The 17,876-nt window shown below is 61.7% G+C and carries 16 protein-coding genes and 2 tRNA genes; 5 read left to right on the top strand and 13 right to left on the bottom strand.

Going from position 1 to position 17,876, the window contains the following annotated elements; translation table 11 throughout:
• The 6 genes from fdhF to SZ63_RS08815 all read right to left on the bottom strand — a co-directional run bounded on the left by fdhF (position 1) and on the right by SZ63_RS08815 (position 8,576).
• Entirely contained in the window at positions 1–2,064 is a 2,064-nt protein-coding gene (fdhF, locus tag SZ63_RS08840; protein WP_048184680.1) for a formate dehydrogenase subunit alpha, read from the bottom strand.
• 103 nt (positions 2,065–2,167) lie between these two features.
• Positions 2,168–3,403, bottom strand: coding sequence for a GntP family permease (locus SZ63_RS08835; RefSeq protein WP_048184364.1), 1,236 nt, complete (start codon positions 3,401–3,403; stop codon positions 2,168–2,170).
• Positions 3,404–3,445: 42 nt separating this feature from the next.
• Positions 3,446–4,300, bottom strand: coding sequence for a DNA-methyltransferase (locus tag SZ63_RS08830; RefSeq protein ID WP_082122740.1), 855 nt, complete (start codon positions 4,298–4,300; stop codon positions 3,446–3,448).
• Between the two features lie 54 nt (positions 4,301–4,354).
• Positions 4,355–4,624 carry a hypothetical protein gene (locus SZ63_RS08825; RefSeq protein WP_048184362.1) on the bottom strand — a complete coding sequence of 90 codons (270 nt, stop codon included), beginning with the start codon at positions 4,622–4,624 and terminating at the stop codon, positions 4,355–4,357.
• Between the two features lie 191 nt (positions 4,625–4,815).
• Positions 4,816–5,628: a phosphoribosylformylglycinamidine synthase subunit PurQ gene (locus SZ63_RS08820; RefSeq protein ID WP_048184359.1), complete on the bottom strand. Its 813-nt coding sequence runs from the start codon at positions 5,626–5,628 to the stop codon at positions 4,816–4,818.
• 2 nt (positions 5,629–5,630) lie between these two features.
• Positions 5,631–8,576: a phosphoribosylformylglycinamidine synthase subunit PurL gene (locus SZ63_RS08815; protein ID WP_052959117.1), complete on the bottom strand. Its 2,946-nt coding sequence runs from the start codon at positions 8,574–8,576 to the stop codon at positions 5,631–5,633.
• Positions 8,577–8,908: 332 nt separating this feature from the next.
• Between SZ63_RS08815 and SZ63_RS12995 the strand changes: the two genes are divergently transcribed.
• Entirely contained in the window at positions 8,909–9,289 is a 381-nt protein-coding gene (locus SZ63_RS12995) for a hypothetical protein (RefSeq protein ID WP_156168463.1), read from the top strand.
• A 257-nt stretch (positions 9,290–9,546) separates the two neighbouring features.
• Here SZ63_RS12995 and SZ63_RS12990 read toward each other — a convergent pair whose 3' ends face one another.
• The 3 genes from SZ63_RS12990 to SZ63_RS08805 all read right to left on the bottom strand — a co-directional run bounded on the left by SZ63_RS12990 (position 9,547) and on the right by SZ63_RS08805 (position 11,034).
• Positions 9,547–10,347 carry a hypothetical protein gene (locus SZ63_RS12990; RefSeq protein WP_156168461.1) on the bottom strand — a complete coding sequence of 267 codons (801 nt, stop codon included), beginning with the start codon at positions 10,345–10,347 and terminating at the stop codon, positions 9,547–9,549.
• A 290-nt stretch (positions 10,348–10,637) separates the two neighbouring features.
• A tRNA-Thr gene (locus SZ63_RS08810) sits at positions 10,638–10,710 on the bottom strand.
• A gap of 51 nt (positions 10,711–10,761) precedes the next feature.
• The gene (locus SZ63_RS08805; RefSeq protein ID WP_048184357.1) at positions 10,762–11,034 is read right to left on the bottom strand and encodes a DUF504 domain-containing protein; all 273 of its coding nucleotides are present in this window, start codon (positions 11,032–11,034) and stop codon (positions 10,762–10,764) included.
• 133 nt (positions 11,035–11,167) lie between these two features.
• Between SZ63_RS08805 and mmp10 the strand changes: the two genes are divergently transcribed.
• Positions 11,168–12,394 carry a methyl coenzyme M reductase-arginine methyltransferase Mmp10 gene (gene mmp10 / locus SZ63_RS08800; protein WP_048184355.1) on the top strand — a complete coding sequence of 409 codons (1,227 nt, stop codon included), beginning with the start codon at positions 11,168–11,170 and terminating at the stop codon, positions 12,392–12,394.
• On the opposite strand, the gene SZ63_RS08795 is transcribed toward mmp10, so the two are convergent.
• Entirely contained in the window at positions 12,382–12,951 is a 570-nt protein-coding gene (locus tag SZ63_RS08795) for a type 1 glutamine amidotransferase (RefSeq protein WP_048184353.1), read from the bottom strand. The genes mmp10 and SZ63_RS08795 overlap by 13 nt on opposite strands.
• Positions 12,948–13,628, bottom strand: a complete 681-nt coding sequence (locus tag SZ63_RS08790; protein ID WP_048184351.1) for a diphthine--ammonia ligase — start codon at positions 13,626–13,628, stop codon at positions 12,948–12,950. The genes SZ63_RS08795 and SZ63_RS08790 overlap by 4 nt, the downstream gene beginning before the upstream one ends.
• 205 nt (positions 13,629–13,833) lie before the next feature.
• Between SZ63_RS08790 and SZ63_RS08785 the strand changes: the two genes are divergently transcribed.
• A complete protein-coding gene (locus tag SZ63_RS08785; protein ID WP_048184349.1) occupies positions 13,834–14,025 on the top strand; it encodes a hypothetical protein in 192 nt (63 codons plus the stop codon).
• 359 nt (positions 14,026–14,384) lie between these two features.
• On the opposite strand, the gene SZ63_RS08780 is transcribed toward SZ63_RS08785, so the two are convergent.
• A tRNA-Leu gene (locus tag SZ63_RS08780) sits at positions 14,385–14,469 on the bottom strand.
• A gap of 175 nt (positions 14,470–14,644) precedes the next feature.
• The gene (locus SZ63_RS08775; RefSeq protein ID WP_048184346.1) at positions 14,645–16,072 is read right to left on the bottom strand and encodes an MATE family efflux transporter; all 1,428 of its coding nucleotides are present in this window, start codon (positions 16,070–16,072) and stop codon (positions 14,645–14,647) included.
• A gap of 364 nt (positions 16,073–16,436) precedes the next feature.
• On the opposite strand from SZ63_RS08775, the gene SZ63_RS08770 reads away from it, so the two are divergent.
• Together SZ63_RS08770 and SZ63_RS08765 are read left to right on the top strand one after the other, a co-directional pair.
• Positions 16,437–16,802: a tetratricopeptide repeat protein gene (locus SZ63_RS08770; protein ID WP_052959116.1), complete on the top strand. Its 366-nt coding sequence runs from the start codon at positions 16,437–16,439 to the stop codon at positions 16,800–16,802.
• 183 nt (positions 16,803–16,985) lie between these two features.
• Positions 16,986–17,672, top strand: coding sequence for a 4Fe-4S binding protein (locus SZ63_RS08765; protein WP_048184344.1), 687 nt, complete (start codon positions 16,986–16,988; stop codon positions 17,670–17,672).
• Positions 17,673–17,876: the final 204 nt, after the last annotated feature.

The following is a 17,876-nucleotide window of genomic DNA, read 5'->3' as shown; positions in this document are numbered from 1 at the left end:
TCAGGCCTCCTCGGTGATCTTTTCGACTCTCACGGCACACGCCTTGAACTCGGGGATCTTCGCTACGGGGTCAAGCGCATTGTGGGTCAGCCTGTTCGCCGGGTGCTCCTTGTAGTGGAACGGTATGAACATGACACCCTTGATGATCTCTGGGGTGACCCGTGCGGGGATCTCGACCGAGCCCCGCCGGGTGCTTGCCCGGACGACCTCTTCGTCTTTGATCCCGAGTGCCTTTGCGTCCTCGGGGTTGATCTCGATCCAGCCGATGGGCGCCTCTTTCTCGAGGCTCCACGACCGGCGGGTCATGGTGCCGGTGTGCCACTGCCAGATCGTGCGGCCGGTCGTGAGGACGAACGGATACTCGGCGTCGGGGACTTCCGCCGGCGGCTTCCACTCGATCGGTGAGAAGACGCCGAGCCCATCGGGCATGGCGAACGTCTCCCGATGAAGGATCGGCGTTCCCGGGTGCTCCTCGGTCGGACAGGGCCAGTGCAGGCCGTCGGGGTCGAGGCGCCCATAGGACATGCCGTGGTAGGACGGCGTGACGGCGGCGACCTCGTCGAAGACCGCTTCGGGGCTCTCGAACGCAAACTGCTCCGGATAGCCCATCCTGCTTCCGAGTTCGCAGAGGATCTTCCAGTCTTCCTTCGCCTCGCCCGGCGGATCCTGGGCCTTCTTCCAGCGCTGGACCCGCCGCTCGGTGTTCGTCTGGGTGCCGTCCTTCTCGGCGTAGCATGCAGCGGGGAGCACCACGTCCGCGAGTTCGGCGGTCTCGGTCAGGAAGATGTCCTGCACGACCAGGAACTCGAGGTTCCTGAGCCCCTCCTCGACATGGCCGAGGTCGGGGTCGGAGAGCATCGGGTTCTCGCCCATGATGTACATCGCTTTGAGTTTGCCGGGACTCTCGGCGAGGACGTTGACCATCTCGGTGACGGTGTAGCCGACCTTGCCCTCGGCAATCTCCTCGACGCCCCACATCTCCTTCATCTTCTTCTGCGCCGCCTCGTCGGTGACCTTCTGGTAGCCCGAGTAGACGTTCGGCAGGGCTCCCATATCGCAGGCGCCCTGGACGTTGTTCTGGCCGCGGAGCGGATTGACGCCGCTGCCGGGCTTGCCCAGGTTGCCGGTGAGCATCATCAGGTTGGCGGTCGATTTGACGTTGTCGACGCCGACGGTGTGCTGGGTGATGCCCATCGAGTAGATGAGCGTGGCGACGTCGGCGGTCGCGATCCACTCGGCCGCGGTCCGGAGGCCCTCGACAGGGGTACCGGAGACTTTCGAGACGTTCTCGAGGCTGTAGTCATCCTTCATGACGACTTCCTTGAGTTTCTCGAAGTCTTTGGTGCGCTTCTCGATGAACTCCTTATCCTCCCGACCGTTTTTGATGATCTCCTGCATCAGGCCGTTTAAGATCGCGACGTCGGTGCCCGATATGAACGGCATGTAGAGATCGGCCTGCTTCGCGGTGGGGGTGTAGCGCGGGTCGGCCACGATCACCTTGCCACCGGCCTCTTTCGCACGGATGATGCTTCGCCCGATCAGCGGGTGCTGCTCGAAGGTGTTACTCCCAAGGACGAAGACGCATTTCGACTCGGCTATGTCCTTGATCGAGTTGGTCATCGCCCCCGACCCGAAGACCGCTGCGAGGCCCGCGACGGTGGAGGCATGGCAGAGCCGGGCGCAGTGGTCGACGTGCGGGGTCTTGAGGACTACCCGGGCGAACTTCTGCATCAGGTAGTTCTCCTCGTTCGATGTCCGGGCGGATGAGAGACAGGCTATCTCGTCGGGGTTGTAGGACCCGAACTTCTCCGCGATCAGGTCGTAGGCTTCGTCCCAGGTCGCCTCGACAAACCCGCCGTCCTTCTTGATCAGCGGTTTCGTGAGGCGGTCCGGGCTGTTGATGAATTCATGGGCATAGCGTCCTTTGGGGCAGAGTTTGCCCCCGTTGACGGGTGCGCGCTGCCAGTGCGCAACGTCAAAGACCTTGCCGTCCCGGACGACAAGGTTGAACCCGCACCCGGTGCCACAGTACGGGCATGTCGTCGATACGTACTTGATTTCCATCATTCTCCCTCTGGCAGGGACAACATACCGCCCGGATTATATAATGGTCATGGTCGTGACCAATTTTTTGGTGAATATCGGTGGCACAGGGTAAGAGATGCAGTCATTGAACGGCCTGGGCGACCAGCGCCGCCGCGAGCGTGACGAGCCCCGCCGCCGAGAGCGGCAGGGTGTAGTTCCGCACGATCGCGGAGAAGTCGTCGCCGGTCGTCCGTTTGAGCAGCCAGAAGAAGGGGTCGCTGACGTAGGAGAACATGAACGCCCCCGCGGAGACCATGAGCACCAGGGCGAGGGGGTTAATCGCTGTGACGGCCGGGGTCGTGGCGAGAATGCTGCCGGTGACGGCCGCGGTCACGACCCTCGATCCCTGTGCCGCCTGCACCAGGGCGGCGATGACGAACGGGAGGATGATCAGGGGAAGATTGCCCGTGACCAGCGCGGTCACGTCCGCGGGGAAGGTGCTTGCGGCGATGACGCCGCCGAGCGCCCCGGCACCGGCGAGGTCGAAGATGATGATCCCGGCGTTCTTCGTCCCCTTATGGAGCGCCCGCTCCCGGACGTCGCCCGGAACGGTGGCGAGGGCGGCGAAGAGCCCGGCAAGGAGCGCCAGGTTGATGTTCGCGAGGGCGTGGAGCGGGGGCACCAACGACCCGACCGCGAGCATCCCGACGATGACGATGAACGGCAGCCAGGCACGGAGATCCCGCCCGGCCGCCGGTTCCTCCGGCGGTTCGGCCGGGGGCGTGCGTCTCCGCGTGGCGAGGAGGAGCCCGGCGAGGAGAAGGAGGGAGAGGGGGAGGGCGGCGAGGTCGATATTCCAGGGCCGGCCGGAGAAGAGGCCGAGGGTCGTAATGGTCGAGTAGACGACGGGAGCGGGGTAGAGGAGCACGTAGGAGATCATCCCGGCGGCGCCGGCGCAGTAGAGGAGGGTCTTCGAGGCCTGCCGATCGGGAGAGAGGTGCGTGAGGATGGGGGCGAGGATGACGAACGAGGTGATGCCGCACATCAGCGGGACGGAGAGGAGGTAGCCGGCCGCTCCCGCCGTGGCGAGGGGGCGGCGCACCAGTCCCCGGATGTCGGCGACGATATCAGCAATCCGGCCGCTCTCGCGGAGAACCTGGGCGATGCCGACCCCGCAGAAGATGACCACGGCGAGGATGGAGAAGATCCTGCCGGCACCGCCGGTGACTGCCGCAATTACCGTCTCCTCAGGCATGCCGGCAATGAAGCCGAAGAGGACGGATGCCCCCACCAGGGTGAGGAACGGGGGGAGGCGGTACCTGAGCGAGGCGACGGTGATCGCTATGAGGATGACGGCGAATGCGATGAGGGTCTCCATCGGTCTCTCGTTGGGGTTTAGGGGATATAAGATCCGCCAGTTTTAGTTTCGTTCTTTCTCGCTGCGCGCTTCGACGATCCGGCTCTCCGCAATCTCCCGGTATTCCGGGTCGATCTCAAAGCCGATGTAGTCCGCACCGAGGGCGATCGCCGCAAGCGCCGTGCTCCCGATGCCCATGAAGGGGTCGAGAACAAGCATTCCGGGCCGGCAGCCGTGGAGCCGGATGCACATCTCGGGAAGTTTCTCCGGGAAACTGGTCGGGTGCGGCCGGGAGGAGCGGATCGTCCGGTAGGGGATGAACCAGGTGTTCCCCCGGTCCCGGAGATCGCGCTCCGCCGCCTTCCAGCGGCCGATGTTGCTCTTGTCCTGGTAGGGGACGCCGACCGCCAGTCTGTCGATCGCCACGTCCCCTTTCTTCGTGAAGTGGAAGATGTGCTCGTGGCACTGGCTCAGGTAGCGGGCGCTGTTCACCGGCTGGTAGTGGCCGACGGCGATATCGCCGGTGATCTTCTCGTAGCCGCCGACGTCCTCCTTCTCTATGGCGATCGACTTGACCCAGTGAATGACGTTCTGCAGTTCGAAGTGGGGGCGGAACCGCTGGACGGCGTCGAAGGGGATCCAGGGGTCCCGGGGTTTGCCGCCGATGTTGAGGAAGAACGAGCCGTCGTCGGCGAGGACCCGCGCCGCTCCGGCGGCGAACTCCGCGAGCCAGCCGAGGTAGTCCTCGCGGGGCTTTCTGTCGTCGTAGGAGTTGTAGTCCTTCCCGATGTTGTAGGGCGGCGACGTGACGATGACGTCGACGGAGCCCGCCGGGAGGCGCCGCATGCCCTCGATGCAGTCCATGGTATGGATGGTGTTGACGGCAAGCCCGCCCACCCCTCTCTCCTTTTCCGTCACTCCGATCACGTATCGGTTCGCGGTCCCGGGCAAAAAGGTGAACGAAACATGATGTCAGGCGCTGTCGTCGGCGAGAGCCTTCTGCCGCGTCCGCTCGAGCGCGTCGACGAAGTCCTCGACCTCGTAGGGGTTGAGCCCCCCCGAGCCTTCGGGCTCGAGGCGTATGACCTCGAGGAGCGCGTCCTTGAGGATCTCGAGGCGGCTATCGGGAGGGAGGACGATCTCGAACCGGCGGAAGATGCGGTCGGAGATGCAGACGAAGTTCCCGTGGACGGAGGCGAACGAGAGGATCTCGTCTGCGGCAGGAACGTCCGCCTGCTCCACCTCGATCTCCAGGACCGCAGGCGTATCGGCGCTCTCCTCCGCAAAACAGCGGGCGATCCTGATCTTCGTGGCGATTCCCTCCGGTTCCGGCCGGATATTCTCCCGGGAAGATAATATAGTTTTTACGCCGGGGCACGGGAGGTATCCGTCGCGGGTGGAGTTCCGCCCTCCCCTAAAAAAATCGGGAATGCTTATCTCCCGAAGTAATCGACGACGTTACGGAAGAACCGCATGTTCATCGATTCGGTGGGGAGGGGTTTTCCCTCGCGCTTCAGCCGCTCTTTTTGGATCGGCCAGTCGTAGAGGTTCACGAACTCCATGGCCCTCTCGGGGTGCGGCATCAGCCCGAGAACCTTGCCGTCCGCCGACGTTACTCCGGCGATGTCCGCGAGCGCCCCGTTCGGGTTGTAGGGGTACTCCCCTCCCGCGGGGGAGAGGTCGTCGCGGCAGTAGCGGAACGCGACCATGTTCTCTCTCTCGATGCGCTTCAGGGTCTCCTCCGAACAGGAGAAGTTCCCTTCGCCGTGTGAGACGGGACAGTAGAGGTGCGAGATGCCCTTCGTCCAGAGGTTATCCGCGGCAGGCTTCAGGGTGACGAACCGGCACTCCAGCACGCCCTTCCTGTTCGGCATCAGGGCGATCTCGCGGGGGTAGTCCCGGTCGAACGCCGGAACCAGGCCGAGGTTCGCGAGGATCTGGAACCCGTTGCAGATCCCGAGAACCAGGTTGTCGCCCGCGAGGAACTCTTTTACGTCGCTCCAGAGGTTGTTTCGGACGCGGTTTGCATAGGCGTTGCCGGCCCCCGTGTCGTCGCCGTAGGAGAACCCGCCGGGGAAGACCATCAGCCGGTAGTCGGAGAGGGTCTTCTCCCCCGCGATGAGGTCGTTGATGTGGACGATATCGGACGCCATGCCCGCCCGCATCAGGGCTTCCGCCGTCTCCATCTCGGAGTTGATCCCGTAGCCGCTCATGATGAGGGCTCTGGCGTTGTATGCGCGAGCCATGCTCAGTACCCCCCGAAAGGTGCTTTGTACGCAGTTTCCATTGCCTTGATGGGCTGCTCGATGAGGGTTCTTTCTCCCGCCGATACCCGGAACGTTTCGCCGCCGACGCTGCCGAGGAGGTGCGCGTCGCCGCCGAAGATCTCCTCGAAGGCTTTGCGGTCGCCGGGGGCGACCGTGACGACGAACCGCCCGAGCGACTCCGAGAAGAGGTAGGTGTCCGGGCGCATCCCGCCGGGGATTGTCAGATCCATGCCGGCTCTCCCGGCAATCGCGACTTTTGCGAGGGCGGCGAGGAGCCCCCCGTGCGTCGCCGGGAAGGCGGAGGCGACAATCCCTTTTGTGATAGCGTCGGTCATCTTCTCGTAGCGCACCTTTGCGGTCTCGATGTCGAGGGACGGGACCGCGCCCCCCTCGATACCGAGGTGCGCAAGGTACTCCGACCCGCCGAGTTCTTCCCCGGTCTCCCCCACGACATAGACGAGGTCGCCGTCGAACTTCGCGTCCATCGATACCGCGGTCGTGACGTCGGGGTGGACGCCGATCGAGGTGATCAGGAGCGTCGGCGGCACGGAGACCTTCACGGGGTTCGAGTCGGCGTCGAACCCGGAGAAGTCGTTGAACATGCTGTCTTTCCCGGAGATGTACGGTGTCGCGAACTCGACCGCACCGTCATAGCACCCGAACGCGGCGCGCTTGAGCTGCCAGAGCCTTGCCGGCTCGTCGGAGGAGCACCAGCAGAAGTTGTCGAGGAGCGCGATGGTATCCAGCGGGACGCCTATCGCGACCAGACCCCGGATCGCCGCATCGATGGCGGCGAGCGCCATCCGGTAGGGGTCGAGCTCCGAGTAGGACGGGAAGAGGCCCTGCGAGAGCCCGACGCCCTTCATCGAGCCGGGGACGACCTTGGTGAGGGTGGCCGGGGCCTGGACCCGCCCGGCTCCCTGCACCGGCCCGAGGACGTGGCCGCCCTGGACGGTGTGGTCGTAGCGGGTCGAGATGAACTCTTTGGAGCAGATGTTCTTTCTTTTGAGCATCGCGAGGAGGAGGTCGTCGAGCCGGTCGGGGCACGGCACGTCGGGCTCGGGATAGGTCGCCTCCACGGGCTTCGTCCGGAGGTGCTTCTTCGGGAGGCCGTCGTGGAGGAAGTCGAGGCCGACGTCCATGACGGTCTCTCCACCGTATTCCACGACGCATCTCCCCGTATCGGTGAACTCCCCGATGACGGTGGCCTCGACCTCCCTCCTCTTCATCAGGTTCATGAACGCCTCGATCTTCTCTTCCGGGACGGCGAGGGTCATCCGCTCCTGCGATTCAGAAATCCAGATCTCCCACGGCGCCATGCCGGGGTACTTCAGCGGGACGCGGTCGAGGAGGACATGGCACCCGCCCGACTCCTTCGCCATCTCCGCGACGGAGCAGGAGAGCCCTCCCGCCCCGTTGTCGGTGATGCTCCGGTAGAGGTCGAGGTCGCGGGCCTCCTTGACGATGACGTCGGAGAACTTCTTCTGGGTGATCGGGTCGCCGATCTGGACCGCGGTCACGGGGCTCGCGGGGTCGAGGGCTTCTGAAGAGAAGGTGGCCCCGTGGATGCCGTCCTTGCCGACCCTGCCGCCGACCATGACGATGAGGTCGCCGGGCAGAGCCTGCTTCTCGTGGAGCGGTTTCCCGTTACGGGTGCGGGGCATCACGCCGACCGTGCCCGCGAAGACGAGTGGTTTTCCCACATACCGGTCGTGGAAGCAGCACCACCCCTGCGGTGTCGGGATGCCCGAGCAGTTGCCGCCGACGTCGACGCCGCGGACGACGCCCTCGAAGATCCTCCGGGGAGGGAGGATGGGGTTTTCCCGGTTCTTGCCGCGGAAGAGGGCCGGCTCGGTGTCGGGGTCGCCGACGCAGTAGCCGTAGATGTTGATGCAGGGTTTGGCGCCGAGGCCGAAGCCGATGGTGTCGCGGTTCACCCCGACGATCCCGGTGAGGGCGCCGCCGAAGGGGTCGAGGGCGGAGGGGGAGTTGTGCGTCTCGACCTTGCAGGTCACCAGGTGCTCGTCGTCGAAGACGATGGCGCCGGAGTTGTCGGTGAAGACCGAGACGCAGATGTCGTCGTCGCCCTTCTCCTTGCGGACGGTGTTGGTGGCCGCCTGGATGCAGGTCTTATAAAGCCCCCGCGGGACGTCGTCGTCCATCGCCGAGGCAAAGATGGTGTGCTTGCAGTGCTCGCTCCAGGTCTGGGCGAGCGACTCGAGCTCGACGTCCGTCGGCTTTCGCCCGAGCTTCCGGAAGTAGTCGCGGATCGCGTGGAGCTGGGCGAGGTCGAGGGCGAGCGGCCCGCGCCGCTCCCCCGTCCCGGGGTCCAGGATGCCCTCTTTTCCGATGCGGGCGAGTTCCGCGTCGGGGAGGTCGAGGTCGACGGTCCCGGCGGCCTGGAGGTCGTGGAGGTGGACGAAGGGCGTTACCGCATCCATCCCCTTCCCGGCGTACTCCTCGCGGCTCCTGACGTGCACCCGGTTGACGAGCGGGTTTGCGAGGGCGGCGGTGAGCCGCTCCAGGGATTCGGGCGTGAGGTCGCCGCAGACGAGGTAGAGCTGCGACGAGAAGACCGCCTCCCCTTCACCGAACCGGAACCCGAAGTAGTCCTCGATGGTCTGCTTTGCCGTCGTCCCGGCGTTGTCGGTGACCCCGGGCAGGAACCCGACCTCGATCGCGCAGTCGAACCCGGCCTCGGTCGGCCGGTCTACGGAGTACCGCTGGACGACGGGATTGCTGAGCTGCGCGCCGATCTGCGAGAGTTCCTCGGGGGAGAAGTCCCTCCGGGCGGTCGCTATGGTATAGACATCGACGAGATGCAGCTCGCGCAGGGGGAAGCCCAGCGAGCGGAACCTCTCGGTACGCGTCGGCAGCCGTGGATCGCGGGAATATTGTACCTCTATCCGGTGGACGTACGAGGCCATGTATAAATATGGGTTGGGTTGGGTGAAAAGGACTACGATGGGGTGGGGGTGGGGGAGTGTATGGTCGGGGAAATGGAGTATCTCAGGAGAGATTCGAACCCGCGACCTTATCCTTACCAAGGACGCGCTCTACCAAATGGTTGCGTAAGAAGAAGGGATTGCTAAAGATCAACAGTAACGTAATGCAAATAACGAAGAGGGGTTTTTAGAGGACTGTCTTAAGCATACGTGATTATATAACACGTGCTTCAATAGTTGTTTCTAATGGCCTAGCACCGAACGCGGTGGCGCCTGTATAGGGTGAGGAGAGAGTTCACACATTGGGAATATCTATGAAACAAGAAGAATACGAAGAATTTAGGACGTTGACGCTAGAATTCATTGAAAGACTGAACGATGATCCAGAAATGGTTGAGGCCTTGAAGAACTGCCCTGACTCCGTCACAGTACCAATTTTAATCGGGCTGTTCGAAGAACAGGCAAAATCTTCCATAGTAGCACAAGCCTCAATGAAACTTGCGGCAACTGCATCGATAATTGCTACAACCTCAATGGGAATTTCTGCAGTTTCACTTGCTATTGTGTCCGGGAACATAGTTATAGGGATAGGAGTCATCGCTCTGATGGCATTAGCTTGTGTGTACATCAAAGTGGTCAGTGATGAGCCGATATCGGGTTTCAAAAAACCAGATTTAGACAATAAATCGCTTTAAGCGCACGGATAAGAGCGCTGATTTTGAGGGAGTAGACTCAAAACATACTATTTTTACATCCGGGCGGCGAAATGCCTCGTATAGATGATCACATAACTGGCGAGAACTTCTCTATCTTGGCGAGTGGGAGTTCGGTTCTTCGTCGGCGCATTGGTGGTCTGGCTGGTCTACTGATCCGCCGTGAATATACCACTATATGGGTGTGGTTGGAATAATGGGAGTGGTAAAGTCCTTATCGGCGAGTAATATCGCTGAATTTAGATTCTCCACTGCTCGTCTTGGAGAATTTGTTTAACATCCCTTCGATTCTTGAAGGTATCAGTCACTCGATTACTTGAATAACCCCTACCTTCCGATATGATACTAAACAGAGGTTCGTCGGTTCCGCCATTACAGTGAAATTGATAGACATATTTCTTTTTATGGGCAATATTTACCATAGAATATTCAAAAAAACCATCTCTACAACTTACGCCTCCCCTGTCTCCATGTCCAAAAATCCATAAACTTTGAGCGAGAGGATCTGAGATTATTGCTCTGACTTCCTCTTTGAGGTCGACGTGGAAGATCTGATAACTAATCTGATTTTTGCTAAAAAAATCTATCAAGAGATCAATAGATCCGTACATCCTTGATCTTTTATAACACTTATCTGAAACGATGATGATGGCATCGTATTTTTCTGAATCCTGCTTTTTCAGCTGATAACATGCCCTCTTATAGCCGCGATGCATAAAGTAGAGATCGATGATAGACAGGTAGATAATATACTCAAGATAAAATTGTAGTATTCTACGCCCTTTTTTTATTAAAGAGGGTACATTATCCCAAAAATTTTGAAACTTTGATGGTTTTGGTGCAGGAGGTGTTTTCCAATCATATTTGGTACATACACTATGCAAATACAGGCATAACATAACAAAATTGAGAAATAGGATAAAATCTCCTACAATTACTAATAAGCGAAAAATATTGTATGATAAATTTGCTCCAAGGATGACTATTTGAATATCCACCAAATATATAATGAGTACAACCAGTTCCGATAGCAGATCCATAATAAATGATTTTACGTTTGTTTAAATACAATGTAGTTTTATGGTTTCAAATGACGGTGCAACGATGATCGTCAAGTTGCTCTCGTAGAATACGATTGAGATTGAATTCAAAGTGAAGAAAAGCGACTTGTGCCCACGACCTCGTCTTTGTATGGCACGCTCTACTGAATAGGGATGTCAGAAGAAGGGATTCGAACTTCAAGTTCTGATGCGCCGACCGGGACTCAAACCCTATCCATTCCTGAATAAGGATCAATCACATCATAAGGGCATATGAACTAAAATGAGAAAGCCCCAGCCGAGATTTGAACTCGGGACCTGCTGATTACAAGTCAGCCGCTCTGCCAGCTAAGCCACTGGGGCATACCTTATATCGTGGGCGGTCTGCGGTAAAAAAGGTGGCGCCGGTTCTCCTCACGCTTCCCCGGCATCCCCCGGTTGATCGCCATACTGCCACCTGGTTTCACCGTCATACAGTATCCGCCGGACCCTATGATACGGAATACACGCCACGTGCGTCCCGGCGTCCACCTCCAGGTACTGCGCATCGAGCGCGACGACCCGGTCGCCCCGGACCGTCGAGCGGTCGCCGGGCGCCCCCCGGTCGACGTACTCGACCTCGATCCGGGAGAAGTCGTAGCCGGGGTCGTGATAGAACCGGAGCAGCAGCCGGTGGCTCGTCCGCATACCGCGACTCCGTCGCCCCGGCGTGGCATAAAGGTGCCGCCGTCCGCCCGGAGCAGCGCCCGTTCTCCCCGCGAACCTGCGCCGGGAGAGGTCTGCAACGTTCATAACAGAGGAGCACAGAAGTACCAGCAGAATGTCGCATCTCACCGTCGATCTCGGAGGCCGGCCCGGCCTCGACTGCCGGGGATTCTGTTCGTACTGCTACTTCAAACACGTCAAAGGAACGACGGCGTTCGGCTGCAGGTACTGCCTCCCCTTCCAGAAGGGCTGCGACTACTGCACCCGGGGGGTGCGGGAAGGCTACGAGGGGTTCAAGAGCCTCCGGACGGTCGCCGACGAGACGCTCGCGAACCTCCAGGTGATGAGCGACGACGTCGACCGGATCACCATCAGCGGCGGCGGCGACCCGAGCTGCTACCCGGAGTTCGCCGACCTCGTCGAACTGCTCGGCAGCATGGAGGTGCCGCTCCACATCGGCTACACCAGCGGCAAGGGGTTCGACGACCCTGCCATCGCCGACCACCTCATCGAGAACGGCCTGTCCGAGGTCTCCTACACGGTCTTCGCCGCCGACCCCGAACTCCGGCGGCAGTGGATGCACGACCCGACGCCGGAAGCCTCGCTCGCGGTCCTCGACCGGCTCTGCGGCGCAATCGACGTCTACGCCGCGGCGGTCGTCATCCCCGGCGTCAACGACGGCAAATCCCTCGAAGATACCTGCGCCTGGCTGGAGGAGCGCGGCGCAAAAGGGCTGATCCTGATGCGGTTCGCGAACCGGACCGACCAGGGGCTGATCCTCGGTAACGCCCCGATCATCGAGGGGCAGCGGGTTCACGCCGTCGACGAGTTCCACGAGATGGTGACGGACTTGAACGACCGGTTCTCGATGAAGATCAGCGGAACCCCGCTCGGCGACCCCTCGATCGGTTCGCCGTTCGCGATCCTCCACGAGCCCGACCTCCTGAAGAAACTCCCCCGTGTCAGGAAGCGTGCGACGGTGATCACCGGGAGCATCGCGGCCCCGTTCCTCCAGCGGGTCCTCTCGATCCGCGGCTCGGCCTCGAGGGTCGTTGCGGTCAAAAAGGAGATCGCCTGTCTCATCACCGCCGACGACCTCGCCGGGGTGAACCTAAAGAGACTCGAGGACGTCGTGATCCTCCCCGGCCGGGCGTTCGTCCACGACGCCGAGGCGAGAACGATCCTCTCCGCCGACGGCGTCGACCGCGAGGTGGTGCGCGGCCCCGAGTCGCTGACAGCCGACGCGGAGACGAGCATGGGCATGACCCGGACGGAAGTGCTCGACAAAGAGATGGAAGGGTTCGCGGCCCTGATCAACACGATCAACCGCTACGGGCTCTGACGATCCACCAGCCCGAGGAACCGCTCGACAACCCACTCGTTCCTGACCTCGGGGTGGAAGAGGAGGCCGTAGAGGGGGAGGGAACGGTGCCGGATCGCCTGGACGCATGCATCAGAGGCGGCGAGCGCTACGAACTCCCCGGGAACCTGCACGGCGTACTCGTGCACCGTGTAGGCGGGAAAGACCTCCTGCCCGGCGAAGAGGGGGTCGGGCGCGAGCACCCGGACATCGGCCATGCCGATCTCGCGGCACGGCTCGGTGCCGCCGCCGAACGCCGCCGCGAGCGCCAGCATGCCGGAGGATATCCCGAGCACCGGCCGCTCGAACGTAAGAAGCCACCGGAACAGTTCCGGGTGTTCCGTATATCCCGTATCCATCAGCGCCGTGCCGCAGAGGATCGCCGCATCCGCGCTCTCTAAGTCCTGTGCGCCGACGGTGGTGTAGTGGCGGATCGTAAACGCCACCCCGATCCGGCGGAGGAGCCGTTCGACCGGCGCGACGAACTCGTCACGGGAGAGCGAGCCGTCCCGGTAGCAGAGGTCGATTAGCAGGATCATTTCGCCACCAGCCCCGCACGCTCGATCCGCAGAACGCCGTTGTAGTTCCGGTAGACCTTCGATGTCTCCTCGATCGCGATCCTTCGAGCGAAGAAGGGGGCGTCGACGACGAACGTCTCGAACTCCCCTCCTTCGCCGGTGAGGGTGACCTGGTATTTTTTGGCGATCGTCCGGAGTTCGTCGAGGGTGCGGCGGTCGATCTCCCTCCCGAGCCAGGATTCGTCGAACGGGGAGGAGAAGACGCCCACGATGACGACCGTAAAGCCGGCATCGATGAGTTCTTCCATGTAGGCCTCCTGGTCCGCGAGCCAGAGCGGGTTGAACGACCAGAGGCCCAGTTCCCGGCAGACCCGCTGCACCCTCGCCGCCTGGTAGACCGAGAGGACCGCTCCGGTGACGACCCCTTCGATCCCGTACTGCTCCCTGGCGGCGAGGAGCGCGCGCTTCAGGTCGAGAAGTTCTTCCTCCTTCTCCCCCGCCGTCTCCACCTCCACGAGCGGGAGCCCCGCCGCTTCGGCCTGCAGCGCGGCGAGGCGGATGTTCGGGGTGTGGAACATATAACTCTCCGGGTTTCGGGAGACGACCGTGATCAGACAGGCCACCTCCTCCTTCCGGATCGCCTGCCAGCAGGCGAACATGGAATCTTTCCCGCCGGAGAAGAGTACGCCGAGTTTCATATCGCTCCCATACTCTTCTCTCCGGAGCACGATAACCCCTGCGGCGGCGGCGCCGGAAACGGTTGGGCGGCAAAAGGCGGGATCCGGCACGCCGTCCGGGAAAATCGCACGATTATCGGCCGCCGCCACCGGGGAAGGATCAGGATTATATGCTGTCGAATCTCCACCGGATGTGAGCACCTGGGGTGTATCGGGAGGTCTTAACATGGTAGACGTCGGCCAGCATCCGGAAGAACAGATCGAAGTGGTGGTTGATTGCATCCTGGTAAACTACCGGGGGGACTCCGAGTCGCGGGGCAGAATCGTCCACGCGATCCTGGAGTGGGCGGAAGAACACCCGGACGAGTGGGACGAACTGCAGGAACGCTGCCAGCAGCGTCACGAAGTGCTGGCATAAACCCCCTGGACAGGGTATAGATTCTCTTTTCTCCTCCAATCTCCCGGAGGCAACGGCCGCAGGAGCGCTGTCGCATCTATCGCCTGAACGAGCGGCTATGTTTCGAAGCCGACGGGATCCGGGTGTCTTCGAGGAGTGGGCGCACATGAACGTTGTCCTCTGCGCTCAACAGATACGGGTCTATGCGAGACATCGCGGAGCTCATCGCCGAAAACCTGCGGGAGCACGGCATGCAGGCGGAGAGCCGGCCGCACGGTCCTTCCCGGTGCAACGTATGAGGAACTATCGAGGCCGGCGGCGTTGCGCGGACGCCTTCGCGACAATAGGGGACGCGAATACATTGACTCTGTAGAAACGAATGCGAGGGGTGAGATTCGAACTCACGAACTCCTACGAGACTAGGCCCTCAACCTAGCGCCTTTGACCTGGCTTGGCAACCCTCGCCCGAACGGAGACGGAAGATGCATCGGTTGCGCTTTCGCGCCCCGTTTACCTCACTTAATCTGTTGTCATACATAAAATACCTTTGTGCGGGGCTGCGATGGGGGGCCCGGCCGTACCCCTGAAGACACCGGCGACAGAGGCCATGCGGTCATACCGGCGCAGGGCGTCCGGCCGTTCAGGCGGCCGCCGCACCCTGTTTTCTGCTCACGACAATGAGACGGGCGATGTAGATCCGGGCCCAGCCGTATCCGAAAAACGCGCCGAGGATGTTGCCGACGACGATCCCCCACCAGACCCCGGTCTCGCCGAAGTCCATGACGATCGCGAAGACGTAGGCAAAGACCACGATGGCGCCGAGGTTCCTGAAGAACTCGAGGGCAAGGGCGAAGAGACCCTTTCCCGTTCCCTCGAAGACTCCGGCGGACATCATGCCCGGCGAGACGAAGGGATAGAAGAAACACATCGTCATCAGGAAGGCGGTGATCCCGCCCGCAAGGTGCACGCTGCCCGCCGAGTAGGCGAAGATCCCGGAGATGGCGGGCGCGAGGAGCCAGGTGGCGACGGAGAGGCCGATGCCGATGATGATGCCCGAGCGAACCGCAAAGGAGTGGGCGACCATGAGTTTGTCGTGCTTCCTGCCGCCGTAGGCCGCCCCCGAGACCGAGACGACGGCGATCGACATGGCGATGAAGGGTATCAGGGCGAAGAAGACGATCCGCCACCCGCCGGTGTAGACGGCGACGGCATCGGGCCCGGAGACGTGGACGAGGAGCCCGTTGACGACCATCGCGGTGACCGACATCAGCACGAACTCGAGGCTTGCGGGGACGCCGACGCCGAAGATGTCCATTGCCGTGCGCCCGTCGGGCGAGAAGCGCTTCCAGTCGAGGGTGATGTAGGTGTCCTTCCTGACCAGGAACCAGTAGAGGAGGAGGGCGCAGACGGCGGCCATCGAGATGAGCGTCGCCCATGCGGCACCGGCGACGCCCATGCCCGCGCCGTAGATGAGGATGGGGTCGAGGACGATGTTGAGGACGGCGGAGGCGGCGACGGCGTACATCGTCCTCCGGGTGCTCCCTTCGCCCGTGAAGACGGCGTAGAGGATGTCGGAGAGGAGGATGAAGACGGTTCCGGCAAAGACGATGCTGCCGTATTCGACGGCGTATCCCGCGGTCTCCCCGGCCCCCAGGGCCAGGACGAGCGGCTCGATGAAGAGGAGGAGCGCGGGGGTTGCGACGGCTGCGAGAGCGAGCACGACGGCGATGCCGTGCATGGCGACGTTGTCCGCTCCGGCCCTGTCCCCGGCCCCGATGCGGCGGGAGGCGGCCGAGATGACGCCGGCTCCAAGGCCGTTCCCGAGGCCGACCAGGATCAGGAAGATGGGGGTGATGAACCCGACGGCGGCAAGGGCGTCCGAGCCGAGGCCCGCGACCCAGACGGCGTCGGCGAGGTTATAGACGGCCTGGAAGAGCATGGCGACCATGATCGGGCCGGCAATCTTGAAGATGGCACGTCTGGGATCGCCGGTGAGAACGGCGACCCCTTCGGTGATTGTGTCCCGGCGTTCTGCCGGTTCGGGGGTGATGGCGGTGATTTCACTCATAGGTATCCTTCAGGTACGGGTTCTTTCTCCGGGGGTCTCGGGAGAAGAGAGTTCATGCTCGATCTGAGCACGTTCGCTCGCCGCCGGGAAGAAGCAGATTGATTCGCTCTCTAGCGGCATAGTGATTGCGTTCTACTCTGTCTTTCGTCTTTCGGGACGGGTTAACGGAATGCCTGATCCAAATCGCCGTGCGGGGGGATAATACACCGGAGTCTGACCCGGGGGAGGGTTTCGCGGGGCATGGGTTCGGGCGAGCAGTTTTTTCCGTCCGCGGCGTTTCCGGAACGGGGAGACCGGGCTCCCGCGTGGATGTCGTGCCGGCAGCGGCAGAGGTTTGATTAGCCGCCGGGTTCAATACGGCTCTATGAAGGCTCCGTCGCCGACCGCATGCCTCTGCTGTGCGTTGATACTTATTCTGTTTACCAGCGGCTGTATAACCAAAAACCAGGAATACTACGATAACCGGGTTGCAGCGGAGCCGGACAATGCCGAGGCGTGGTGCATCCGGGGGATGTACTACAACGACAACTACGGCCAGTACGCAGAAGCGATGGAGAGCTGCAATAAGGCGCTTGAACTGGACCCGGAATACGGGCTGGCCTGGTACCTGAAAGGAGTCATTCTAACGAACATGAATAAGACCGACGAAGCGGCAGCGTGTTTTGAGAATGCGACGAGGTACGATCCCGGGCTGGAGGAGGATGTGCAGTTCATCGTCGGCAATGCGTGATGATGCGGATTTGTGGGACATTACCCGGGAGCATCGTCCTTCCCGGCCGGGGTGCCGGGAGGGGTTGTACCTTCGGTTCGATCACCGGGTTCGCGTCGTAGAGGATGCTCCGGTCTACCAGTGCACTTCCCGTACCTATATGCAAAACCGCCGCCAAACCTGAAACCGCAGGTGAATACCAGAATGAGCGATGACCCATACATCAATCAGTTACACCAGATCGCCGTCGAGATGGGTGCGGATCTCTTCGGGGTTGCCGACGTGCGGAACTTCGAGAATCCGGAGTACGCGGGCAACAGCCCTCTGGAGATCATGGAGGATGCACGCTCGGTGCTCGTCCTCGGCGTGGCGGTCCCGCGAGGCTCGATCGAGAGCCTGCCGAAGGGCAGGGCCGAGTATACCAATACCCTGATGGCGGGTACGGCGACGCTGCGGGTCATTGCGTTCCGGCTGGCGCGCCTGATCGAGAAGGAGGGCTACAAAGCCACGATCGTCCCCACGGAGGGCAGCGAGTTCGGGTACTGGTACGCAGACCGCGAGACGCTCATGGCAGATATGTCCATCAAGTACGCGGCGTACTGTGCGGGCCTCGGGACCTACGGGATCAACCACCTCCTGATCACGGACGAGTTCGGGCCCCGGGTCCGCATGACCGCCATCGTCACGGATGCCCCTCTCAAGGGACCGGAAGGCCCCCTGCGCCCTCTCCTGAATGAAGACTGCAAGAGTTGTATGAAGTGCGTCGAGGCGTGCCCGGCCGCGGCGTTCACCGCCGACGGAGAGATTCACCGGGAGCGGTGCGCCGAGTATATGTTTCAGGCGCTCGGGGGGCTCCGGTGCGGCCTCTGTGTCAGGGTATGCCCGAAGTGAGGAGACGACCAATCGCCCGTACCAGCACCGCCACCACCCTGCCTGAATCCACGAACTCGCTCTTCTTGCCCGGGCGGCAGCCCGAAGCGCGCGTTCCCCCGCGGCCCACCCGGTACCGGCAAGACCACCACCCACTGAGTCACCCCGCGGGGATCGTCTAATACACTGACCAATCATTCAATATGCTCAAGGTTCGCTCCTGTC

It is taken from the genome of Methanoculleus sediminis, assembly GCF_001017125.1.
In the GTDB taxonomy this organism is placed as follows: Archaea; Halobacteriota; Methanomicrobia; order Methanomicrobiales; family Methanoculleaceae; genus Methanoculleus; species Methanoculleus sediminis.
Note: the sequence above shows the minus strand (reverse complement) of the source record. Positions and strands in the feature narration are given on the sequence as shown.

Coding starts and splice junctions, on each gene's coding strand:
- SZ63_RS12990 (WP_156168461.1), bottom strand. CDS start 10,347: ATGGATCTGCTATCGGAACTGGTTGTACTCATTATATATTTGGTGGAT.
- mmp10 (WP_048184355.1), top strand. CDS start 11,168: ATGTCGCATCTCACCGTCGATCTCGGAGGCCGGCCCGGCCTCGACTGC.
- SZ63_RS08835 (WP_048184364.1), bottom strand. CDS start 3,403: ATGGAGACCCTCATCGCATTCGCCGTCATCCTCATAGCGATCACCGTC.
- SZ63_RS08785 (WP_048184349.1), top strand. CDS start 13,834: ATGGTAGACGTCGGCCAGCATCCGGAAGAACAGATCGAAGTGGTGGTT.
- SZ63_RS08775 (WP_048184346.1), bottom strand. CDS start 16,072: ATGAGTGAAATCACCGCCATCACCCCCGAACCGGCAGAACGCCGGGAC.
- SZ63_RS12995 (WP_156168463.1), top strand. CDS start 8,909: ATGAAACAAGAAGAATACGAAGAATTTAGGACGTTGACGCTAGAATTC.
- SZ63_RS08815 (WP_052959117.1), bottom strand. CDS start 8,576: ATGGCCTCGTACGTCCACCGGATAGAGGTACAATATTCCCGCGATCCA.
- SZ63_RS08765 (WP_048184344.1), top strand. CDS start 16,986: ATGAGCGATGACCCATACATCAATCAGTTACACCAGATCGCCGTCGAG.
- SZ63_RS08795 (WP_048184353.1), bottom strand. CDS start 12,951: ATGATCCTGCTAATCGACCTCTGCTACCGGGACGGCTCGCTCTCCCGT.
- SZ63_RS08820 (WP_048184359.1), bottom strand. CDS start 5,628: ATGGCTCGCGCATACAACGCCAGAGCCCTCATCATGAGCGGCTACGGG.
- SZ63_RS08770 (WP_052959116.1), top strand. CDS start 16,437: ATGAAGGCTCCGTCGCCGACCGCATGCCTCTGCTGTGCGTTGATACTT.
- SZ63_RS08805 (WP_048184357.1), bottom strand. CDS start 11,034: ATGCGGACGAGCCACCGGCTGCTGCTCCGGTTCTATCACGACCCCGGC.
- SZ63_RS08790 (WP_048184351.1), bottom strand. CDS start 13,628: ATGAAACTCGGCGTACTCTTCTCCGGCGGGAAAGATTCCATGTTCGCC.
- fdhF (WP_048184680.1), bottom strand. CDS start 2,064: ATGGAAATCAAGTACGTATCGACGACATGCCCGTACTGTGGCACCGGG.